The organism is Flavihumibacter fluminis (assembly GCF_021491375.1).
Classification (GTDB): domain Bacteria; phylum Bacteroidota; class Bacteroidia; order Chitinophagales; family Chitinophagaceae; genus Flavihumibacter; species Flavihumibacter fluminis.
The window spans coordinates 1,075,436-1,097,105 of record NZ_JAKEVY010000001.1 but is presented as its reverse complement, the minus strand read 5'-3'; the positions used below and the strand labels follow the sequence as shown (position 1 = coordinate 1,097,105).

Sequence of the window (21,670 nt, the reverse complement as noted above, 5' to 3'; positions counted from 1 at the left end):
CGATGCCATGGCCCAGGACCTATTTCAATCTCCCGATTATTTGCAGCTGGATGATTTGTTGACCGAAGAACACAAAATGATCCGAGATGCTGTCCGCAATTATGTGAAACAGGAGATTTCTCCGATCATTGAAGAGTATGCACAGAAAGCTGAGTTTCCCCGCCAAATTGTTAAGCAGATGGGAGAACTGGGTGTTTTTGGTCCCACTATTCCGGCGGAATATGGAGGAGGCGGACTGGATTATATCTCCTACGGGTTGATGATGCAGGAACTGGAAAGAGGAGATAGTGGCGTTCGTTCTACTGCCTCTGTACAGGGTTCATTGGTGATGTTCCCGATTTATGAATATGGAAATGAAGAGCAGCGTAAAAAATACCTGCCTAAACTTGGAAGTGGTGAATGGTTAGGATGTTTTGGATTAACAGAACCCAATCATGGTAGTAATCCTGCTGGCATGCTGACCAATTTCAAAGATGCGGGTGATCATGTGATCCTGAATGGAGCAAAAATGTGGATCTCGAATGCCCCTTTTGCTGATATCGCAGTGGTATGGGCAAAAAATGAAGAGGGCGTTGTACATGGATTGGTTGTTGAAAGAGGCATGGAAGGATTCAGCACTCCCACTACGCATGGTAAGTGGAGCCTCCGGGCCTCTGCCACCGGGGAACTGGTGTTTGATAATGTAAAAGTTCCAAAGGCGAATATTCTTCCCAATGTGAAAGGAATGAGAGGTCCGCTGAGTTGTTTGACAAAAGCGCGTTTCGGGATTGCCTGGGGTACTGTAGGAGCAGCAATGGATTGTTATGATACTGCTCTTCGTTATGCAAAAGAACGGGTTCAATTTGACCGGCCGATCGCAGGTTTTCAGTTGCAGCAAAAGAAACTGGCTGAAATGATCACTGAAATTTCCAAGGCACAATTATTGAATTGGAGAGTTGCAGTGCTGATGAACGAAGGCAAGGTTACACCTGCCCAGGTAAGTATGGCAAAACGCAACGGTTGTGAAGTAGCTCACAATGTTTGCAGAGATGCCCGTCAAATGCTCGGTGGAATGGGTATTACAGGAGAATACAGTGTGATGCGTCATATGATGAACCTGGAAAGTGTGATCACCTACGAAGGCACGCATGATATTCATTTATTAATAACCGGTATGGATGTAACCGGACTGAATGCATTCAGTTAATATGAAAATCTATCTGATTGGTTTTATGGGGAGCGGAAAATCGCATTGGGGAAGAAAACTGTCAGATTCCCTGAACATTCCATTCTTTGATCTGGATGATGTGATTGTTTTCAGAGAAGGCAAACCCATCACCGAAATATTTGCAGAAAAAGGAGAGGAGTATTTTCGCCTGCTTGAAAAAGACACACTGATCAACCTGACCGAAAACCATGATGATTTTGTGATCTCGAGTGGCGGAGGTACTCCCTGTTTCTTTGGAAATATTGATTACATGAAGGAGCATGGTAAAGTGATCTGGCTGAATACTGCTACACCGGTATTGATTGACAGATTGCTTAAAGAGAAAAAACATCGCCCCTTACTGAAAGATATTCCTGATGAGGAGATGAAATCCTTTATCATCAAGAAACTGCACGACCGTAAAATGTATTATGAGCAGGCGCATCTCGCCTTGCACGAAGAAGAACTTTCTCTTGATCAGATTAAAGCAGCAATAATTCATGAGTAAATCAATACTATCCAGCGCTGCCCTGCTGGGTGCACTTGCAGTTATTCTTGGCGCATTCGGAGCACATGGACTCAAGCAACTTGTACCACCGGAAACTGTAACCACCTTCGATACCGGTGTGCGCTATCATTTTTATCATGTGTTTGCATTGCTTGCTACCGGATTGATTGCAATGCATGTTCAGTCTGCCCATTTAAGAAGGGCCGCGCAGTGTTTTTTGGTCGGCATCCTCCTGTTCAGTGGATCTCTTTACCTGTTAACGCTGCTGAAAGCTACTGATACTGTCGGCCTTTCGAAGTTGGGACTGATCACTCCCATTGGCGGCGTATTCCTGGTAGTCGGCTGGATTTTTCTCTTCCTTGCCTTATTGAAGCGGAATGCTTAACGTAACAGTGGTTCCATTCTCATTTCGGATGGAGAAGTGACCATCAATGGACTCCATTCGTTTGCGCATATTCGTTAGTCCATTGCTGAATTCGGATATGTTAATCGATTTCACACCAACACCATTGTCAATAATTTGAATTACCAGGTGAGGGCCAATTTTAAAGAGGATTCGTACCTCTGTGGCACTGGAATGTTTCAGTGCATTATTAAGTGATTCTTTGATGCATAGAAAGACATTCCTCCTCTTTTCCCCGCTCATTTCAATAGCAGGTAATTGTTCAGGATATTCTACTATACAACGGATTTCAGTAGTGTCAAAAAACTCTGCAGCATAGGATCTGACATATGCGATCATATTGTCTACCGTATCATTGGAACTTTTCATGGTCCAGATGATGGTGTTCATTTTACTGATCAGGTCATTGGCTGAGTTGGAGATCCGTTCCAGTTCGGGAAGGGAATGATCTTTCAATTTGGTTTTTGCCAGTTCACTCATCAGCCGGATCGCCGTAACGCCGGATCCTAGTTCATCGTGCATATCTGCAGAGATCCGGTTTCTCTCTTCCTGTTTGGCAGCAAGCACGGCCATTTTTCGTTCAATCGCACTTTTTTCATACTCCAGCAACAGCCTTTCTTTTTCACGGGCTCTTGCAGAAATATCAAGCCTGTTTTTATAGGAAAGGGCAACCAGGAAAAACATCAGTTCGAACAGAATACCCATTTCATACCAGAACAGGGAGTCGTTTACCAGTGAGCCCAGGTAGGGATTAAACCGGTAGGTGGAGTTGATCAGGAAAAGAGAAAGCAATCCGCCAGCAAACAGGAAGCAATGGCCTATAGCAAGGTAGGTCAGTAAGTGATGGCGTTTGACAATTGCAAAAATGATAAAGAATACAGTACAGGCCGACCAGGCGTATTTCACAATATTCTCTACCAGGTTTTGTACCTGGAAAAGATCTGTGAAAAAATGAAGGATAGTAAAAAGCAGCATGCCGGAAATGGTTACGATCTGCTGAATCAGCAGAACCTTATTCAGAAGCGGAAATTCTGTTGCCGACTGTGTGAATTTCCGGAGAAACATGAAGTAAAACAGCGTTCCGCCTGCCTGCAGGATAAAATCAAAATAGGATTCAAAAAAGTAATTCGAAACCGTCGGGGTTTTAAACAGGTAGGCCTTGAAAAAGAACATAACCCCGAGCAGAATCGCATACGCGGAATAATACAGGAATACCCGGTTCCTGTTGATGTAAAATTCAGCCAGTGAATAAAAAATCATCATCAGCATGATACCGCATACCAGGAAAGATATCACAGTATTGATCTTGCGCTCACTCTGCAATTCGGTCAACAGGGTTGGAAGAAAATGGCCAAAACTGAGTGTAGGGGTAATAGTATTGATAGTGGTTTTGATAAAGGCCAGTTTGGTGACAAAAGTGGCTGTCTCGCCAGGCTGCAACATTAGTTTACTGACCACATTGGGATCAAATATCCCTTCGCCAGGGTATTCTGGCTCAGGTTCCAGTTGGTTGGTTTGCCTATTGTACCGGAATAAATCAATGTCTTCGAAATACATGCCTGGCAAAAAATAGACAGTAGTTACTGTGTCCAGGTCATTTTTAATGGTGAACTGCAGGTAGACGGGCTTCCCAACAAATGAACTGGGTATTCTCCGGGTGTAGTTGGGTCCTACTGTTTGCAATTCAGGTAAGCTGTTGACTGCCTCTTTTTCCGGGCTCCCCTGCTCATCCAAATACAACCCCGTTTTCTCCTTAATGGATTTGAAAAACCGGATCTCACTGGTTTTGATAGTATCCCACCCCGGCTTTTGCTGCGCCAGCAGAGATGCTGAACTTCCGCACAGCACCCAAAAAAATAGCAGGCAGATTTTCAGGATGATTGGTTTGGTATGTATGGTCATGCGCAGCTCATTTCCCTATTGGATGTGCCAAAATACAATTTATTTCCAGCCTGCTCAGCATGTATATTTGCGTTTATGGCGAATAAGGCGAAGACCCGTAAAAAATCACGTCCCGATGCAGTTGATCTGCGACCTGATAAAGAGGAGCAGGTGGAAATGAAAACGCTGGTGAAGGATGAACGAACACTGAAGATCATTGGTGCAGTATGCCTGTTACTGGCCATATTTCTGTTTATCGCCTTTAGTTCCTACCTGTTCACCTGGAAGGCAGATCAGGACAAGGTTTTCCGCGGTGGCAGCTATTTCCTGTTTGCCGAGGATATCAAAGTGGCCAACCTGCTTGGAAGACTCGGCGCCTGGGTTTCCCATTTCTTTTTTTACAAGGGATTTGGCCTTGCTTCTTATTTTCTCTGCAGTCTGTTTTTTGTGCTGGGTGCCAATCTGCTTTTTCGAAAAAAACTTTTCCGGGTTAGCAGGAATATCCGGTATGTGCTGGTGGGACTCCTATACTTCAGCGTTAGCCTGGCCTTTTTTTCAGGATCCAGCAGCTTTGCCTGGGGCGGTGCTGTAGGAAACATGATCAGCAAATGGATGACCAGTTTTTTAGGAACCATCGGAACAGCTGCTATTTTGTTGTTGGGTGGGATCGCCTATTTCATCTGGAGATTCAACCCGCAGTTTGATGTGCCCAAAATTCCCAAACTGCCAACCAGGAATCAACAGTCCGAATCCCAGAATGATACCCTAACTCCACCACTGCCAGTTGATGAGGATGAAGAAGAGGTGGAAAATTCCGGTGCCCGCTTACTGGTTGATGAAACCCTTGCTTCTAAAAATGGATTGAAGAAAAAAGGTGGTATAGTGGTAGTTCCTCCGGCGGAAGAAGAGGAAATGATCCCGTTTGACATTATTGAAAAAGAAGAAGAGTTGGTTGCCGAAATCACCCCGGAACCAGAACCTGAGCCTGAACCCGAACCAGAGCCGGTACATGAAGTTAAGCCCCCGGTTGTTATAGCTCCCCCGGTGAAGAAAAATCAACCGGTGGAGGACCTTCCATTGGAAATAAAATCACAACCACTGTCTGAGGAATCGGAAGAGGATGCGGTTAAAGTGGATGAACTGCCTCCATATGAGCCAACCCTGGATTTGCGCGATTATAAATACCCGGGACTGGATCTGCTTGAAACCCATGGAAGTGAAAAAATTGTTCAGGATCCGGCAGAACTGGAGATGAACAAAAACCAGATCATCAACACCCTGAAGAATTACGATATCAATATCCAGAAAATCAGTGCAACTGTTGGTCCTACCGTTACACTGTATGAAATTGTACCTGCTGCCGGGGTCCGTATTTCACGGATCAAAAACCTGGAAGATGATATAGCACTTAGCCTGGCTGCACTTGGAATCCGTATTATAGCACCTATTCCCGGGAAAGGTACCATTGGTATTGAAGTGCCCAATGTGAAAAAGACAGTGGTGAGCATGAAAACCCTGCTCAGTTCTGAAAAATTCACACATAACAATTTCAGTCTGCCTATCGCCATTGGTAAGAAAATCGACAATGAAAACTTTATTGTTGACCTGGCCAGTATGCCCCACCTCCTGATGGCAGGTGCAACGGGACAGGGTAAATCAGTTGGATTGAATGCTATCCTGGTATCACTTCTTTATAAGAAACATCCTTCTCAGCTGAAATTCGTGCTGGTGGACCCCAAGAAGGTGGAATTGAGCATTTACAGAACCATCGAACACCATTTCCTGGCCAAACTACCCGGTGAAGAGGAAGCCATCATTACGGATACCAAAAAGGTGATTAATACCCTCAATGCGCTTTGTATAGAGATGGACAACCGCTATGATCTCCTCAAGGAAGCAGGCACCCGAAACATTAAAGAATACAACGAGAAGTTTATCAAGCGCAGACTGAATCCGCAAAAAGGGCACCAGTTCCTGCCCTTTATCGTATTGGTGATTGATGAGTTTGCAGACCTCATTATGACAGCAGGTAAGGAAGTGGAGATGCCCATCGCGCGATTAGCGCAATTGGCCAGGGCGGTAGGTATTCACCTGATCATTGCCACCCAGCGTCCATCTGTAAATATTATCACCGGTACCATCAAAGCCAACTTCCCTGCCCGGATCGCCTTTAAAGTATCCTCTAAAATTGACAGCCGAACCATCCTGGATGCCGGAGGAGCTGAGCAGTTAATCGGGAAGGGGGATATGCTGATTTCCTACAATGGAGAGCTGACCCGCCTGCAGTGCGCCTTTGTGGACACGCCAGAGGTGGAGGAAGTGACTGATTTTATTGGAAACCAGCGGGGATATCCTCAGGCATTTTTACTGCCGGAATATGTGGATGAAAAAGACATGGAAGGAAAAGATTTTGACCTGGGAGATAAGGATCCGCTTTTTGAAGAGGCAGCCCGACTGATTGTAGCCAATCAGATTGGTTCTACTTCCTTGCTGCAACGCCGGATGAAACTGGGCTATAACAGGGCGGGCCGATTGATGGACCAACTTGAAGCTGCCGGGGTGGTAGGCCCCAACCTGGGGAGTAAAGCCCGCGAAGTGTTGATCAAAACAGAGCACGAACTGGAAGAATTCCTAACAAATATGTAGCCTTTCTGTTAAAAACGGCTTAAAGACAACCACTTGCTTAATCCCTGCATCTTAATTGCAGTCTATACCATTGTCAATTATCTTTGCAACTTATTTTTAATTTGAGTACATGAATAAAATTTTAACACTCGTAGCATTATTGATAGGTTTTGGTTCTGTTAACTCCAGTCAGGCTCAGTCAGATCCTGCAGCCAAGCAAATCCTGGATGGGGTGAGTGCAAAATTCAAAACATTCAAGGCCGTACAATCCGGTTTTACCCTGAAAGTGGAAGATGGAAAAGGAAAAGTGCAGGGAGAAAAATCCGGTGTTGTATTTATGAAAGGTGGCAAGTATCGCGTGAATATATCCGGACAGGAAATTTACAGTGACGGATCCAATGTTTGGACCTACGACAAAGGAGCAAACGAAGTAACCATCACTAAAATGGAAGGCGGACAAAATTCATTAACTCCTCAGAAATTATTTACCAATTTCTACGATAAAGACTTCCTGTACAAATTAAATGGTGAGAAGAAAGTGGGCAATCGCCTGATGCAGGAAATTGAGCTTACTCCAATCGACAAATCCAAGGCATTTCATAAAGTATATCTGCTGGTAGACAAAGCGCAGAAATCCATTTACAGCGCTAAAATCCTGGAGAAGAATGGCAATGTGTACACCTACACAGTATCCAATTTCAACGGGAAAGCAGTGATTCCTGACGCACAGTTTGTATTCGATAAGAAAAAATATCCCGGAGTAGAAGAGATTGATCTGAGATAAGCTCAGGCTCGGATTTCACTCGGCAGCAGTTTGAATTCTTTTTTAAAGGCAGCAGCAAAATTACTGAGGTTGGAATACCCAACTTGTAAGCCTACTTCTTTTACTGAATAGTCGCCGCGTAACAGCAAGTCTCTGGCCATTTGCATTCGTTGCTTCTGGTAATAGGCATATATGCTGGTTCCGTACACTTCTTTGAATAGTTTTTTCAGCTTGGCGGAACTCATGGCAGCTGCCTGCGCCAGTTGATCTATAGTAGGCGGACGGGTTTCAACATTTGCTGTAAGTAAAGACTCCACATGCATCAGTTGCTGAATATCGTGACGTGATATTTTGGGGCTGGTTAAAACAGATTTGCTTCTTTCATATAGTCTTGAAAAGAATCGCTCGATCAGGAGCATGATCCGATTTTGTATAGTTGCAATACGTAACGGATTATCTTCTTGTGCATGCAGTATTTCTGTAAAGTAACGACGATATTCATTGTCTATTGGTTCCATAGTATAGGAAGCCGTTTTAAGCTGCAAATAGGTAGACAGTACTTCTTCAGGGTCTTTAATATCTAAATGAACAGCTAGCCAATTTTTGTCAAAAGTGATGTTTATACTCTTGTTGTGGCTGCCTTTTCTTCCGAAGTAGGAGAGATCGAATAAGGAGCTTGTGAGATAAACACCGGAGTGATGTACATTTCTGGTAGACAATGTTTCTCCATCTATTTTCAATGTCAACTCATCTGCAATACGGAATTCTTCATAACGGAGTACATAAAATTCTTCTGCTTCTTTTATCCGCTTCATGTAAAAGTGGTCATTCAGTGTGTAGTCAGAAAGTATAGCCTGAAGACCGTTTGGCAGTTCGAAAACAGTTGAATATCCGGTTGCAACTTCCTTTGGATAAACCAGGGTATCACCTTGCAACGAAACACCTAGTTCATACGCCATGCGCGAAAGCAGGTGTCTGTAGTTATTTGACTGATATTCAAAACTGAACAAGTTATGAGAATTGGTTATTCAAAAGTACGGAAGAATTTCAATCGCTTCCCCACCGGAATGTACGTATGTCCAGTCCGGCAAGGTCAAGCACCCTGTCAACAACTGTTTCGGCCAGTTCTTCAATTGTTTGGGGTCTGGAATAATAGGAAGGGGTAGCCGGACAAATAATTCCTCCTGCCAGGGTGATGGTTTCCATATTTCGGATATGGATGAGATTATAAGGGGTTTCCCGGGCTACACAGATCAGCTTTCTTCTTTCTTTCAGGATAACATCGGCGGCCCGGGTAATCAGGTCATCTGATTGTCCGCCTGCAATTCTTCCCAGTGTTCCCATGGAACAGGGCACTACAATCATCGTATTGTATTGTCCCGACCCGCTGGCAAAGGGGGCTGAGAAATCATATTTATCAAAAAAGCGCACACCGGCTTGTTCATATTCCAGGAAGGATTCATTGTCAAGTTCGGTTTTCCAGACTTCTTTGGCATTTTTAGTCATAACGATACCCAATGCATCCCATTGTTCCCTGATTTTTAGAAGCTTCTCAATCAGCAGTTGAGCATAAATTGATCCGCTAGCCCCAGTAATAGCAATAACAATTCTTTGCATTTTGATTCGTTATTTTAGAGTAACAAATGTAATCATGCCAAGGTTTATTGGGTTTTTATTCCTCCTCATCAGTTGCAGTATGTTAAACGCACAAAAAACAACGGATAAGGATATACGCTGGATGAGTTTGCAGGAAGCTGAGCAGGCTGCCAAAACAGCTCCGCGTCCGGTTCTTATTGATCTTTATACAGACTGGTGCGGATGGTGTAAAGTGATGGACAAAAGAACCTATAAAAACCCGAAAGTGGTGCAATATCTGAACCAGCATTTTTATGCTGTTAAGCTGAATGCGGAGGCTAAAACTCCTTACCAGTGGATGGGAAAGACATTTGAGTTTAATCCACAGTACCGGACCAATGATTTTGCCATTTACCTAACCGGAGGGCAGTTGTCTTATCCAAGTACCGTAATCATTCCTGCTCCAGGGGAGGCCCCCCAGGCGGTAGCCGGCTTTATGATGCCCAAAGAGCTGGAACCCTTCGTCAAGTACTTTGGCGATAAAGCGTATCCGAATACCCCATTTCCTGTTTTTCACAAGCAATTGAAGACGAAATGGTAGTTACAGTATTAAAAACACATTAAAAAATCAAGATAGTTTTAACACCCCTGCAACGTTTCTGATCAAATTCCTATCTATATAGTTGGTTTTTCATAGGATTTCTTCTCATTGACTCTCCCAGGGTCAAAATTGACGGATCAATCAGCTTTCTTTTAAGGAAGCACTTAGGAAGTATTGATTTTCGTCAACTTCTTTCATGCTACTCCAAAAAAAATTGCAGGATGCAACTAATGTTTCCTCATTAACATCTTATATTTGAATTTTCATAGGATAAGGTTTAATGGTTAATGGTATTTGATTAGTGCATCCCGCCGTTTCTCGGCGGGATTTTTTTTGGGGGGTGTATGGAAGGGGAGACAAGGAAGAATGGAAGATGGAGGAAAGGAAGAAAGGAAGAATGGAGAGAAGGGAGACAGGAAACAAAGGAAACCGGAGACATAGGAGAATGGAAGCATGGAGAATGGAAAAAAGGAAGAAAGGAGGAATGGAAGAGGAGACAAGGTAGAAAGGAAACAGAGGAGACGGGAGGCATGGAAGAGGAGACAAAGGAAACGGGTATGGAAGATGGAGAAAAGGAGAAGGGTATGTGATTAGCGGTCCTGGGATGGTGTTGGGCTGTAAGTGGGTCAAATGAAAGACGAAGGATCACGTAGGATTGCGTAGGATAACATAGGATGAATAAATAATTTTGATCTGATGACAAGGCTGACCTGGATCTTGTTTTACCCTGAAACCGCCGCTGCTACAGCAATTAAGGGCTACCGGCCAGCGTTTTGGAAGCCAGGTATAAATGGCTCATGAAAACTACTAATTGGCTCATACTACTATAAAATTGGCCCAAAAATCACCCTAATTGGCTCACGGCGACCCTTAATTGGCTCACAATTACCCATATTTGGCTCATAGATCACCGCAATTGACTCAACCACTACCAAAAAGAAGTGGGTACCAGACCCCTGGTACCCACTTCTCTATTTATCAGTGATCACGTCTTCCCTTCCTCCTTTTCTCCTTTCCCCATCTTCCATACCCTTCTCACATCTCACATCTGACGTCTGACGTCTCACGTTCCTTACATCGCCTCCGCCATATCCGGAATCTCCGCCACTTTATAAGCTCCGGCATCCAGCTTGGCTTTGGTTTCGGTGAACGCTTTCAGCGTGAGGTTGATATCTTCCTCTGTATGCGCTGCAGTAGGAATCAGGCGGTAAATAATCTGCCCCTTCGGGATTACCGGATACACTACTATAGAACAGAAGATATTATAATTTTCACGCAGGTCCAGTACCATGGCAGTTGCTTCCGGCACGTCTCCTTTCATGTAAACCGGGGTTACCATGGTGTTGGTTTTGCCCAGGTCAAATCCGCGTTCTCTCAGACCAGATTGCAGCGCATTGGTCACCTTCCAGAGTTTTTCGCGCAGCTCCGGCATGGTCTTTAACATCTCCATACGCTTCAGCATACCTTCCACGATGATCATGGGCAGGCTCTTCGCAAAGATCTGGGAACGTGTATTGTACCGCAGGTAGGATAGCACATCTTTTGGTCCGGCTATAAATGCCCCGATGCTTCCCATTGATTTTACAAAGGTTGAAAAATACAGGTCGATTCCAGCCTGGCAGCCTTGTTCTTCATCAGTTCCGGCACCAGTTGGTCCCATTGCTCCAAAGCCATGCGCATCATCAATCAGGATACGGAATTCGTATTTTTCTTTTAAGGCAACAATCTCTTTCAGCTTACCCTGGTCACCACTCATTCCATATACACCTTCCGTGATCAGGAGAATACCACCACCTGTTTTCTCCGCCATCTTCACAGCGCGCTGTAATTGCTTTTCACAATCTTCGATATCGTTATGCTTAAAGGTATAGCTATAACCCAGGTGCATCCGGATACCATCCACGATACAGGCATGACATTCTGCATCGTATACAATGATATCGCGACGATTTACCAGTGCATCAATACAACTCATAATGCCCTGGTAGCCGAAATTCAGCAACATGGCATCTTCTCTCTGTACAAATCCACTCAATACTTTTTCCAGTTCTTCGTGATAAACGCTGTTTCCACTCATCATACGCGCGCCCATAGGGTATCCCATTCCCCATTTTTCCGCCGCCAGGGTATCAGCCTTGCGTGTTTCAGGGTGATTGGCAAGCCCCAGGTAGTTATTCAGGCTCCATACAATTCGCTCCTTGCCCCTGAAAAACATCCTGCTACCCAGTTCCCCTTCCAGTTTCGGAAATGCGAAATAACCATGCGCACGTTTCATGTGCTGACCTATCGGTCCGCCATCTTTCACCAGCTTCTCGAAGATATCTGCCATATGTTATGAATAATTTGTGTTTTTAAATTGTCGCAAAGGTAGTTTTTTTAAGGGTTTATATTTGTAAAAAACAGTATCATGCTTCAACGCTTCTTCGTGTTCTGTATGGCCACGCTTGCCAGTTTGAACCTGGCAGCCCAATCCACACAGAAAACAGGGCAGGCATCCGGTATCAGCCGCCCGAAACTGGTTATTGGCTTAGTAGTAGATCAGATGAGATGGGATTTCCTCTATCGTTACCAGGATCGCTACCTGCCTAATGGTGGTTTCAACCGGCTCCTGAAACAAGGCTTTTCCAACGAAAATACCTTCATTCCCTACGCCCCAACTGTTACCGCCTGCGGCCATAGTACCATTTATACTGGCAGTGTACCTGCTATTACAGGGATCGCCGGAAATGCCTGGTATGATCAGCGTCAGCGAAGAATCGTCTATTGCGTGGAAGACAACTCTGTTCAAACCGTAGGTAGCAGCTCCAAGGCAGGGATGATGAGTCCCCGCAACATGCATACCACCACTATTGGGGATGAATTAAAACTCGCAACCAATTTCAGATCAAAAGTTATCGGTATAGCAATTAAAGACAGAGGTGGTATCCTTCCTGCCGGCCATACTGCCGATGGTGCCTACTGGTACGATGGTGGTACCGGTAACTGGATTACTTCTACCTATTACCGCAACGAGTTACCTACCTGGGTGAAAGCCTTCAACGACTCCAAGTGGGTGGATAAAATATATGAAACAGGCTGGAATACCCTCTATCCCATAGATACCTATGTGAACAGTGAGAGAGCAGACAAGCCCTATAAAAGCAGGCCGCTGGGAGCCAAAGCATTGGCGCACCCCTACGATCTGAAATCTATGATCGGTAAAAACTATGGGGCGATTTCATCTACTCCCTATGGCAATACCATGACCCTCGAGCTCGCCAAGGCGGCACTAAAGGGTGAAAAATTAGGCAAGGGATCTTTTACGGATATGCTTACCGTTAGTTTGTCGTCACCTGATTATATTGGCCACTCCTTCGGGCCCAATTCTGTTGAAGTGGAAGATACCTATCTCCGCCTCGATAAAGACCTGGGTGAGTTCTTTGATTTTCTGGATAAGGAAATTGGAAAAGGACAATACCTGTTTTTTATTTCAGCAGATCATGGTGTTGCTCATATCCCCGGTTATATGAAAGATCATAAAATACCGGCAGGAACTTTTGATGACGGAAAATACAGAGATACACTGAATGCTATTCTCAAAGCAAAAACAGGTTATCCTAATATGGTGATCAGTATGTATAACTACCAGATTCACCTGAACAGATATGTTATGGACAGCCTGGATCTTGACAGGGAAGATATCATCGAAACCGTAGTGCGTTTCATGGAAAAACAACCTGAAGTAATGCGCGTGTTTGATATCGCTGAACTCGAAGAAACAACCCTGCCGGCCAAAATCAAATCCATGATTGCCAATGGCTATGCTCCCGACCGCGGTGGTGATATCCAGTTGGTTCTGTACCCACAATACATCGATGGCGGTCCAACAGGTACCACCCACGGATTGTGGAATCCTTACGATGCGCATATACCCCTTGTTTGGTATGGTTGGAATATCAAGCCGGGAAAATCAAATAAGGAAGTTTATATGACAGATATCGCTCCAACAATTGCAGCCCTTCTGCATATTCAGATGCCGAATGGAACTGTAGGTACTGTCATTGAGGCAATCAGACCATGATAAGTTGAATCCTGAGGTAATCGGGTATATTAACCCGGACTGTTCAACAGTCCGGGATTTTTTTTGATATACATTGTAGATTCGCCGACTTACAAATCTTACACATATGAAAGAAAACACCTGGTTTCGCAAGTGTTTATTGATGCTGCTGTTCCTAGTGACACAACTCGGGACAGTACTTGCGCAGCAATCCATGGACGCTGTACTTCCTCCTGACCCATCTGTAAAAATTGGCAAACTTGGCAATGGATTGACTTACTACATACGATCCAACAAAATGCCTGAAAATAAAGTGGAACTCCGCCTGGTAATTAATGCCGGCTCCAATAATGAGGATGATGATCAGCTGGGCCTGGCGCATATGGCGGAACATATGGCATTTAACGGCACTAAAAATTTCAAAAAGAATGAAATTGTATCCTTCCTCCAGGATATCGGTGTGGGTTTTGGAAATGACCTGAATGCCTATACCAGTTTTGATGAAACTGTCTATATGCTGCCCATCCCAACCGATAAGCCCGGCAATCTGGAAAAAGGTTTTCAGGTGCTGGAAGACTGGGCACACCAGGTTACTTACCTGGATGAAGACATCGAGTCTGAAAGAGCCATCATTCTGGAAGAAAGCAGGCTGGGTAAAGGTGCACAGGATCGCATGATGCGGCAGATTTATCCTGCTTTATTTGCAGGTTCAAGATATGCAGCTCGACTCCCGATTGGATCGGAGCAAGTCATTAAGACTTTCAAACCGGATGCAATTCGCCGCTTCTATAAAGACTGGTATCGGCCTAATCTTATGGCAGTAATGGTGGTGGGTGATGTAGAACCGGGCATGGCAGAACAACTGATCCGCAAACATTTTGAAGGATTAAAAAATCCGGCTAATGAAAGAAAGCGGGAAACGGTAAAAATTCCCGAATACCTGAAAAAAGAAGCCTTAGTGGTTACAGATAAAGAAGCAACCGGGTATTCCATCACACTGAACTACCCGATTACTTCAGCAGAAGAAGACAAGACAGTTGGAGGGTATCGCCGCAACCTGGTTCGTCAGTTGTTTTCAAGCATGCTGAACCAGCGCCTGCAGGAAGTAGCTCAGCAGGCGAATCCACCCTTTGTTGGGGCAGGAGCCGGCTATGGTGATTTTGTAAGAGGACATGAGAATTTCCGGGCTGTTGCAGTTGTTGGAACCGGTGATATCAAAAAAGGACTGGAAGCGCTTACTACAGAACTAGAAAGAGTAAACAAGTTTGGATTCACTGCTTCCGAGCTGGATAGAGTAAAGAAATCCATGCTGAGTTCAATGGAACGTTCTTATAACAACCGCGATAAAACAGAATCACAGGTATGGATAGACGAATACGTGCGCAACTTCCTTAGTGGTGAAGTTATTCCTGGAATCGAAAAGGAATTTGCGCTGGTGAAAGAACTGGTGCCTGGTATCAGCCTGGAAGAACTGAATGCCACCGGAAAGAATGCATTGGCAAAGGACAATCAACTGGTATATGTTACAGGTCCTGAACCGGATGCAAACAGCAGTTTGCCTGCACCTGCTGATTTGCTGGCGATCGTGAGCTCCGCTGCTTCTAAAAATATCACAGCCTATGAAGAGAAAGCTGTAGCCAGTTCCTTATTGGCTGCTACTCCTAAAGCAGGTAAGGTGGTTAAAAAAGAGCTGGATAAAACGATGGGTACTACCAAACTTACCCTGAGCAACGGTGTGATGGTTACCCTCAAGCCAACTTCCTTTAAAAATGATCAGATCTTATTGGGTGCAACCAGAAACGGAGGCAGAAACTATTATGGTGCAGCTGACAAATACAATGCGCAGTTTGCAGTACAGGTAATTTCTTCCATGGGTGTGGGCGAATTCAGTCCCACCGATCTGAAAAAAGCACTGGCTGGTAAAACAGTCAATCTGGCTCCCTCCATTGGAGAAGTTTCAGATGGTTTCAATGGGTCTTCCGGAAACAAGGACATCGAAACCTTATTGCAACTGGTTCACCTGCAGGTGACATCACCCAGGAAAGACACTGCGCTGTTTCGTTCCTTCATCCAGCGTTCTGTTGCACAGTACGCAGCATTGTCAGCGAATCCGCAGGCAGCCTTCCTCGATACCCTGAACCAGGTATTGTACAACAATAATCCACAAGCTCCGGTCGTGTTTCCTAAAGTGGAAAATTTCAAACAGATCAACCTCGACCGGACCATGGAAATCTATAAAGAACGAATTGGGGATGCAACCGGCATGCAGTTCGTACTGGTAGGAAGTTTTAAAGAAGAGGAACTGATCCCGTTACTGGAAACCTACCTGGGTAGTTTGCCGGTTAGCGGTCAGAAGTTTGAGAAAAAGGATAATAAGGTAAGGCCCATTTCCGGTAACAAACAACTGATGGTGATGAAGGGTAAGGAGCAGAAAAGTCTGATCCTGAATTTCTATACCGGGGAACTCAAGTATAGCCAGGACATGGAACTGAAAGCCCAGGCAATTGCTGAAATCCTGAATATCCGGGTGATTGAAGAATTGAGAGAAAAAATCCAGGGTATTTACGGAGGTGGCTTTTTTGTGGAAGTGGCTAAGTTCCCTTATCCCAATTATTCATTCGTATTGCAACTGCCCTGCGGACCTGAAAAGGTTGATACATTGTTGAAAGCAGTGAATGCAGAGATTGACTGGATCACCAAAAAAGGTCCGGATTCTTCCTACCTGAACAAGGTGAAAAAACAGTGGATCGAACAATACAAAACCAATCAGAAAGAAAATGGAACCTGGTTGCGGCAACTGATGAGCCAGGCTTCTGAAGGACAGGATCCGTCCTATTTCCTGCAGTATGAAGAAAAAGTAAATAAACTAACGGTGAAGGATATCCAGGAAGCTGCCAAACTCCTGCTGAACCGAAAGAATGTATTCAGTGCTATCCTGATGCCTGAGAAGATAACAGAGGCTAAGAAGCCTTTCTAAAAAGAAAAAAGGTGTTAGAATTTTCTAACACCTTTTTTTATTATGCATTTCTGTTGATACAATTCAAATCAGTGAACGCTTCTTCCAGTCTTTGTACGAAATGTTCCTGACCTTTTCTCAACCATACTCTTGGATCGTAGTATTTTTTATTGGGTTTGGTTGGTCCTTCCGGATTACCCAGCTGACCCTGAAGATAGGCTTCATTCTTCTGATAATATCCCAGTACACCTTCCCAGAATGCCCATTGCATATCAGTGTCGATATTCATTTTGATAACTCCATATCCGAGTGTCTCATGAATCTGCTCTTTTGGAGAACCACTGCCACCATGGAATACAAAGTATACAGGCTTTTCTTCGGTGTTGAATTGCTGACGGATATAGTCCTGGCTGTTCTTCAGGATTTCCGGACGCAGTTCCACATTACCCGGACTATAAACACCGTGCACATTACCAAAAGCAGCAGCAACTGTAAAGAGGCGACCCACTTTGCCTAACTCTTCATAAGCATAGGCAACATGTTGTGGTTGTGTATAAAGTTTATCATTTTCTACACCACTGTTGTCTACTCCATCTTCTTCACCACCTGTAACCCCGAGTTCAATTTCAATACCCATGCCCAGCGGTTGCATTCTTTTGAAATACTGTACAGAGGTTTGAATGTTTTCCTCGATGCTTTCTTCAGAAAGATCCAGCATGTGAGAACTGAAAAGGGGCTGACCTTTTTCTTTGTAGAAGGTTTCTCCTGCATCAACCAGGGCTGAAATCCAGGGAAGCCATTTGTGGGCAGCATGGTCGGTATGCAATACAACCGGTACTCCGTAGTATTTCGCCACATTGTGAATATGAAGCGCTCCTGAAATAGCACCGGAAATATTGGCCTGCATTTTATCATTGGGCATTCCTTTGCCAGCGATAAACTGGGCGCCGCCATTGGAAAACTGAATAATAACCGGAGAGTTAACTTTTGCTGCGGTTTCCAGGGTTGCATTGATTGAATCTGTACCGATGGTATTTACCGCGGGCATTGCGAAATTGTTGGCTTTTGCGTCTTTATAAAGGGCTTCCAATTCATCGCCGAAAAGAACGCCTGCACTGTACTTGCTCATTGTTTTTTGTTGGGTTTTTTGATAAAACGGGCAACTGCAATCGTTAAAAAGAAGCGCTAATATAACAATTATGAGTTGAATGACCGGCCTAGTCTTCCGAACGCCCCTGGAAGCGGGGGATCAGCAGCAGATTTTTGCGCAGGCAGACTTTCAGGTGTTCTTTCACCAGCTGCCCCATATTCCGGGCCCTTAAAAGTCCTTTGTGGTTATGGTGCATTTCACTGAGTTCGGAAGCGAGCTGGTGTAATTTCTCAGGAGTGGAAATCGTGTCTTTGCCCATAATGTCCAGCAATTCTTTCAACCGGTAGCGGGCTGATACCAGCCGGAAAGTCATCATCGTTCGTTCCTCCGTCTGGTATTGCTGGATACTGTCTTTATTGAGATGTTTCAGGGTGGTTTCTACCAGTGGAAAATTTTCTTTAAAAAACTGGGGCAGGTATAAATTTTTCCTGCCTTCATAGGACTGCTGATCAAAATCGATGGCCCTGATCCGGTACTGGTAATCCTCAATATCCGGCGTGATGTCAATTACGAAATTATAACTCCTCATATCTCCGAGCAGCCTCACAAAGCAGCGTTCATTGAACTTCACAAATTCTTTGGCGATGCGGATTTTGTTAGTGTCGGGCCGGTTGAGGTGTTGCTGAATAAATACATCACCCGGAATTCCGGGGATATGTTCCTCCACCAGGCTATGGTTATTTGTTAGAAAGGTAATCCGGTTGGGGGAGAGCATGTGCTCCAGTTCCAGCCCGTAGATGCGGGAGGCATCTGCGATTTTGATATAATAATGATCGTAATTGTCATTGAACTTATTGACGATCCGGATCCTGAAAGGCTGGGAATTACCAAAGGCACAGTAATCAATGCGGGCTACATCCAGGTGTTTGCTGAAGGTCATATCTCCTTCCGTCCGGAGCAGGGCATAAATTCGGACCAGTCCCTCCCGGATATATTCCCATTCCCGCATATCATAGACTACCGTCTCCCAGTGAGTATCCTGTCCTTCCTTGTCTTTCAGGGGAACAGAATAGGTGAAACGCTGCAGATCACGATAGGAAACAGGCAGTTTAACCTCTCTGCCATGTTGTTTCAGAAAGCCGCGCAGGGCCTGGCTGACAGGAAACATAGGTTTTTTCCTGGAAGGGCGATCCGGTTCGCCTCTTGAATAGCCAGATCTGAAGGGTGTATACAAAGTGGAAACAAGTTAGGGATTTGCACCAAGCTGATCAATCAAATCCTGAAAATATTCAGGTGCATATTGGAGCCGACTGCCATACCAGCTGAACATTTCTCCGTCTACGAGCAGTATTCGCGAAGCCGGTAGAAGCAGTTTTAATTCCTCGATATCTTTTTCCTTGAAAGGGTAAGGTTCTGAAGAAAGAAACACAAATTCAGGAGCAGCCGCCTGCAGATCAGCTGCTGAAATTTCAGGATATCGTTGTAAGTGGTCAAAGGCTGGAGTAAAACCACATTTTTTGAGCATGTCTGAAATAAAACAATCTGATCCCACTGTCATATAGGGTTTCTTCCAGATCAGGTAGGCAACTGTTGCAGAATAGGAAGCTGGTTTTAGCTGGGCAAAAGCAGTACTTATCTGCTGAATCAGGGTGGCTGCTTTCTCGATTTCGCCAGTTAGTGCTCCCACCTGCTGAATCATTTCCAGGGCTGCATCCAGGGTGTCTATATCACTGGTCCATACAGGCACCCAGCTGCGAAGCAGTTCCACCTCTGCTTGCAGGTTTTCCTCTTTATTGGCAATTACGAGATCGGGCTGAAGGGAGAATATCTTTTCGGCATGGATTCCTTTTGTTCCGCCAATCCTGGTTTTGTTGCGGAACCAATGCTCCGGATGAATACAGAATTTGGTGATACCCACCACCTTTTCTTCCAGGCCCAGCGTATATAACAGTTCTGTTTGAGAGGGTACCAGGGAAACAATCCGTTTCGGCTGGGAGTCCAGCTGAATAGTAAAACCGGTCTGATCAGTGAACTGCTGCAATTTTTTTTGCGCAAAATAAAAAAGCTTTTGTTGTAACAGGTACAATTGTCAGGACTTCATGACAATATACTTTGCTACAGCAAAAGCCGGGAAACGGAATTCTAAGGTTAGGTAAGCACAGGCCGTAAGGCGCCATTCGAAAAGTAGAGGTTAGGGGCTATCAACTGATAGCTTCATGGGGTTTCGGATAAACTGAGTCTCGCTGGTGCAGCGGTCAGGGTGTATGGATTATAAAAACGGGGCAACAATTTTTCGGAACCACTATCGGCCTCCTGCCTTACAGCTTGGACGGGCTACAGGGCAGGAGGGTACCGGATTTCAGGATCTGACTCTTTCGAATCATAGTGGTTTTAAGGACTTGGTGTTTTCCACCGGACAATTGGATAACCTGAAACCAGTATTTCGTTTTGGACGTTGGTTACTGGACATTGGTTTGCACTGGCTTCAGATTTTGCTCGTTTTTTCGTAGGATCTTGGCGCTGATTTCGAATTCAAAAGTAGGCCGCTGCCAGACACTGAACAATAGCGCATTTGCTGAATTTTAACAATACGGATTTTACTCATGTGCTCGTATCTGGCACATCTGTCTGCTAGTTAATCTACTTCGGAAAGTATCGTAAAACTACGCGAAAGGGTAGCTTACTTGCCCAGGGCCTGCAAGAGGTCGTACTTGGTTACGATATGATAGTTACCAATTTCATCTTTCGCCAGTACAGCTCCATTTTCCTTATTGATTAAGCTGCTTAATTTCTCAATCGGAGTAGTGAATTCCACCATGGGGAATGGTTTTTCAAGCACTTCCTCTATGGTAGCCTGGCGGATTTCCGGTTGTGCAAATACCTGCTGAAACAGTCCTCCTTCAGAAATGGAACCAATCATGTTCTCTCCATCAAATACTGGGATGTGTTCAATATCGTACTTGCGCATCAGGTCAACTGCGTCTGTTACTGTTTTATCAGGAGACAGCGTGATTAAACGCTGTTTGCCACCTCTTGCACTTACTACATCGCGGAAGGTTTTGGCTTCCATGAACCCGCGTTCCATCATCCATTGGTCGTTGTAGATCTTTCCTACATAGCGGCTGCCATGATCATGAAAGATGCAAACCACCATATCATCTGCTTTCAGTCTGTCTTTTAATTGCAGAAGTCCCTGTATACAGGAACCGGCGCTGTATCCGCAAAACAGACCTTCTTCTTTAGCCAGTTTTCTTGCCATGATGGCACCATCCTTATCTGTGACCTGTTCAAAATGATCAATCACCGACATGTCGTAATTCTTCGGAACAAAATCTTCACCAAATCCTTCCGAGATATAAGGATGCACTTCATCCATATCAATTTCTCCGGTGCGGAAATACTTGGTGAGCAAAGAACCATATACATCAATTGCCCATATCTGGATATTGGGATTCTTTTCCTTCAGGTACTGCGCTGTTCCGGTAATCGTTCCTCCTGTTCCTGCAGTACATACCAGGTGAGTGATTTTTCCATCGGTCTGTTTCCAGATCTCCGGTCCGGTTGTTTCATAATGCGCCAGGCGATTCGCCAGGTTATCGTATTGATTGAAATGATAGGAGTTCGGAATTTCACGCGCCAGTCGTTGCGCTACTGAATAATAAGAACGGGGATCATCAGGTTCCACATTCGTTGGACAAACAATTACTTCTGCACCAACTGCTTTAAGGATATCCATCTTCTCCTTACTCTGCTTATCGGTTGTTGTGAAAATGCATTTGTATCCTTTCACAACAGCAGCCAATGCAAGCCCCATTCCTGTATTTCCACTTGTACATTCGATGATGGTTCCACCTGGTTTGAGTTTGCCTTCCTGTTCAGCTACTTCCACCATTTTGAGTGCCATCCGGTCTTTAATGGAATTGCCGGGATTGAAATAATCCACTTTGGCAAGTATGGTTCCGGGGAGTCCTTTTGTAATTTTGTTAAGTCTGATCAATGGCGTGTTGCCAATCGTTTCGAGAATGTTATTTTTAATGTCCATA

General features: G+C 44.6%; 17 protein-coding genes. 9 read left to right on the top strand and 8 right to left on the bottom strand.

All coding sequences use genetic code 11. The annotated features are described in order from the left end of the window. The first annotated feature begins 7 nt into the window (after positions 1-7). The 3 genes from L0U88_RS04855 to L0U88_RS04845 are packed head-to-tail and all read left to right on the top strand — an operon-like array spanning position 8 to position 2,079. Positions 8-1,186: an acyl-CoA dehydrogenase family protein gene (locus L0U88_RS04855; protein WP_234864486.1), complete on the top strand. Its 1,179-nt coding sequence runs from the start codon at positions 8-10 to the stop codon at positions 1,184-1,186. After that, complete coding sequence (locus L0U88_RS04850) at positions 1,173-1,694, top strand: shikimate kinase (RefSeq protein WP_234864485.1); 522 nt, start codon at positions 1,173-1,175, stop codon at positions 1,692-1,694. The genes L0U88_RS04855 and L0U88_RS04850 overlap by 14 nt, the downstream gene beginning before the upstream one ends. Next, entirely contained in the window at positions 1,687-2,079 is a 393-nt protein-coding gene (locus tag L0U88_RS04845; RefSeq protein ID WP_234864484.1) for a DUF423 domain-containing protein, read from the top strand. Before L0U88_RS04850 ends, L0U88_RS04845 begins: the two co-directional genes overlap by 8 nt. On the opposite strand, the gene L0U88_RS04840 is transcribed toward L0U88_RS04845, so the two are convergent. Next, a complete protein-coding gene (locus tag L0U88_RS04840; protein ID WP_234864483.1) occupies positions 2,059-3,999 on the bottom strand; it encodes a sensor histidine kinase in 1,941 nt (646 codons plus the stop codon). The two genes, L0U88_RS04845 and L0U88_RS04840, sit on opposite strands and share 21 nt — an antisense overlap. Positions 4,000-4,074: 75 nt before the next feature. On the opposite strand from L0U88_RS04840, the gene L0U88_RS04835 reads away from it, so the two are divergent. Together L0U88_RS04835 and lolA1 are read left to right on the top strand one after the other, a co-directional pair. Continuing rightward, positions 4,075-6,624: a DNA translocase FtsK gene (locus L0U88_RS04835; RefSeq protein WP_234864482.1), complete on the top strand. Its 2,550-nt coding sequence runs from the start codon at positions 4,075-4,077 to the stop codon at positions 6,622-6,624. 109 nt (positions 6,625-6,733) lie between these two features. After that, positions 6,734-7,387, top strand: a complete 654-nt coding sequence (gene lolA1, locus L0U88_RS04830; RefSeq protein WP_234864481.1) for an outer membrane lipoprotein periplasmic chaperone LolA1 — start codon at positions 6,734-6,736, stop codon at positions 7,385-7,387. A 2-nt stretch (positions 7,388-7,389) separates the two neighbouring features. Here the strand turns inward: lolA1 and L0U88_RS04825 are convergent, their stop codons facing one another. After that, on the bottom strand, positions 7,390-8,325 hold the full coding sequence (locus tag L0U88_RS04825; protein ID WP_234864480.1) for an AraC family transcriptional regulator: 936 nt from the start codon (positions 8,323-8,325) through the stop codon (positions 7,390-7,392). Positions 8,326-8,413: 88 nt separating this feature from the next. Further along, positions 8,414-8,983, bottom strand: coding sequence for a UbiX family flavin prenyltransferase (locus L0U88_RS04820; RefSeq protein WP_234864479.1), 570 nt, complete (start codon positions 8,981-8,983; stop codon positions 8,414-8,416). Positions 8,984-9,062: 79 nt separating this feature from the next. On the opposite strand from L0U88_RS04820, the gene L0U88_RS04815 reads away from it, so the two are divergent. Next, positions 9,063-9,542, top strand: a complete 480-nt coding sequence (locus L0U88_RS04815) for a thioredoxin family protein (RefSeq protein ID WP_234864478.1) — start codon at positions 9,063-9,065, stop codon at positions 9,540-9,542. A gap of 344 nt (positions 9,543-9,886) precedes the next feature. Further along, the gene (locus L0U88_RS04810) at positions 9,887-10,132 is read left to right on the top strand and encodes a hypothetical protein (RefSeq protein ID WP_234864477.1); all 246 of its coding nucleotides are present in this window, start codon (positions 9,887-9,889) and stop codon (positions 10,130-10,132) included. A 482-nt stretch (positions 10,133-10,614) separates the two neighbouring features. On the opposite strand, the gene L0U88_RS04805 is transcribed toward L0U88_RS04810, so the two are convergent. Beyond that, complete coding sequence (locus L0U88_RS04805; protein ID WP_234864476.1) at positions 10,615-11,871, bottom strand: aminotransferase class I/II-fold pyridoxal phosphate-dependent enzyme; 1,257 nt, start codon at positions 11,869-11,871, stop codon at positions 10,615-10,617. A gap of 78 nt (positions 11,872-11,949) precedes the next feature. Here L0U88_RS04805 and pafA point away from each other — a divergent pair, with 78 nt between their 5' ends. Next, on the top strand, positions 11,950-13,602 hold the full coding sequence (gene pafA / locus L0U88_RS04800; protein ID WP_234864475.1) for an alkaline phosphatase PafA: 1,653 nt from the start codon (positions 11,950-11,952) through the stop codon (positions 13,600-13,602). 106 nt (positions 13,603-13,708) lie between these two features. Then, entirely contained in the window at positions 13,709-16,558 is a 2,850-nt protein-coding gene (locus tag L0U88_RS04795) for a M16 family metallopeptidase (RefSeq protein WP_234864474.1), read from the top strand. A 40-nt stretch (positions 16,559-16,598) separates the two neighbouring features. On the opposite strand, the gene fbaA is transcribed toward L0U88_RS04795, so the two are convergent. From fbaA to L0U88_RS04775, 4 genes are all read right to left on the bottom strand, one after another. Continuing rightward, positions 16,599-17,666, bottom strand: a complete 1,068-nt coding sequence (gene fbaA, locus L0U88_RS04790) for a class II fructose-bisphosphate aldolase (RefSeq protein WP_234864473.1) — start codon at positions 17,664-17,666, stop codon at positions 16,599-16,601. Positions 17,667-17,754: 88 nt separating this feature from the next. Then, on the bottom strand, positions 17,755-18,861 hold the full coding sequence (locus L0U88_RS04785; RefSeq protein ID WP_234864472.1) for a hypothetical protein: 1,107 nt from the start codon (positions 18,859-18,861) through the stop codon (positions 17,755-17,757). A 12-nt stretch (positions 18,862-18,873) separates the two neighbouring features. After that, positions 18,874-19,668 carry an ABC transporter substrate-binding protein gene (locus tag L0U88_RS04780; RefSeq protein ID WP_234864471.1) on the bottom strand — a complete coding sequence of 265 codons (795 nt, stop codon included), beginning with the start codon at positions 19,666-19,668 and terminating at the stop codon, positions 18,874-18,876. A 639-nt stretch (positions 19,669-20,307) separates the two neighbouring features. Beyond that, positions 20,308-21,669, bottom strand: coding sequence for a pyridoxal-phosphate dependent enzyme (locus L0U88_RS04775; RefSeq protein ID WP_234864470.1), 1,362 nt, complete (start codon positions 21,667-21,669; stop codon positions 20,308-20,310). Position 21,670 lies beyond the last annotated feature (1 nt).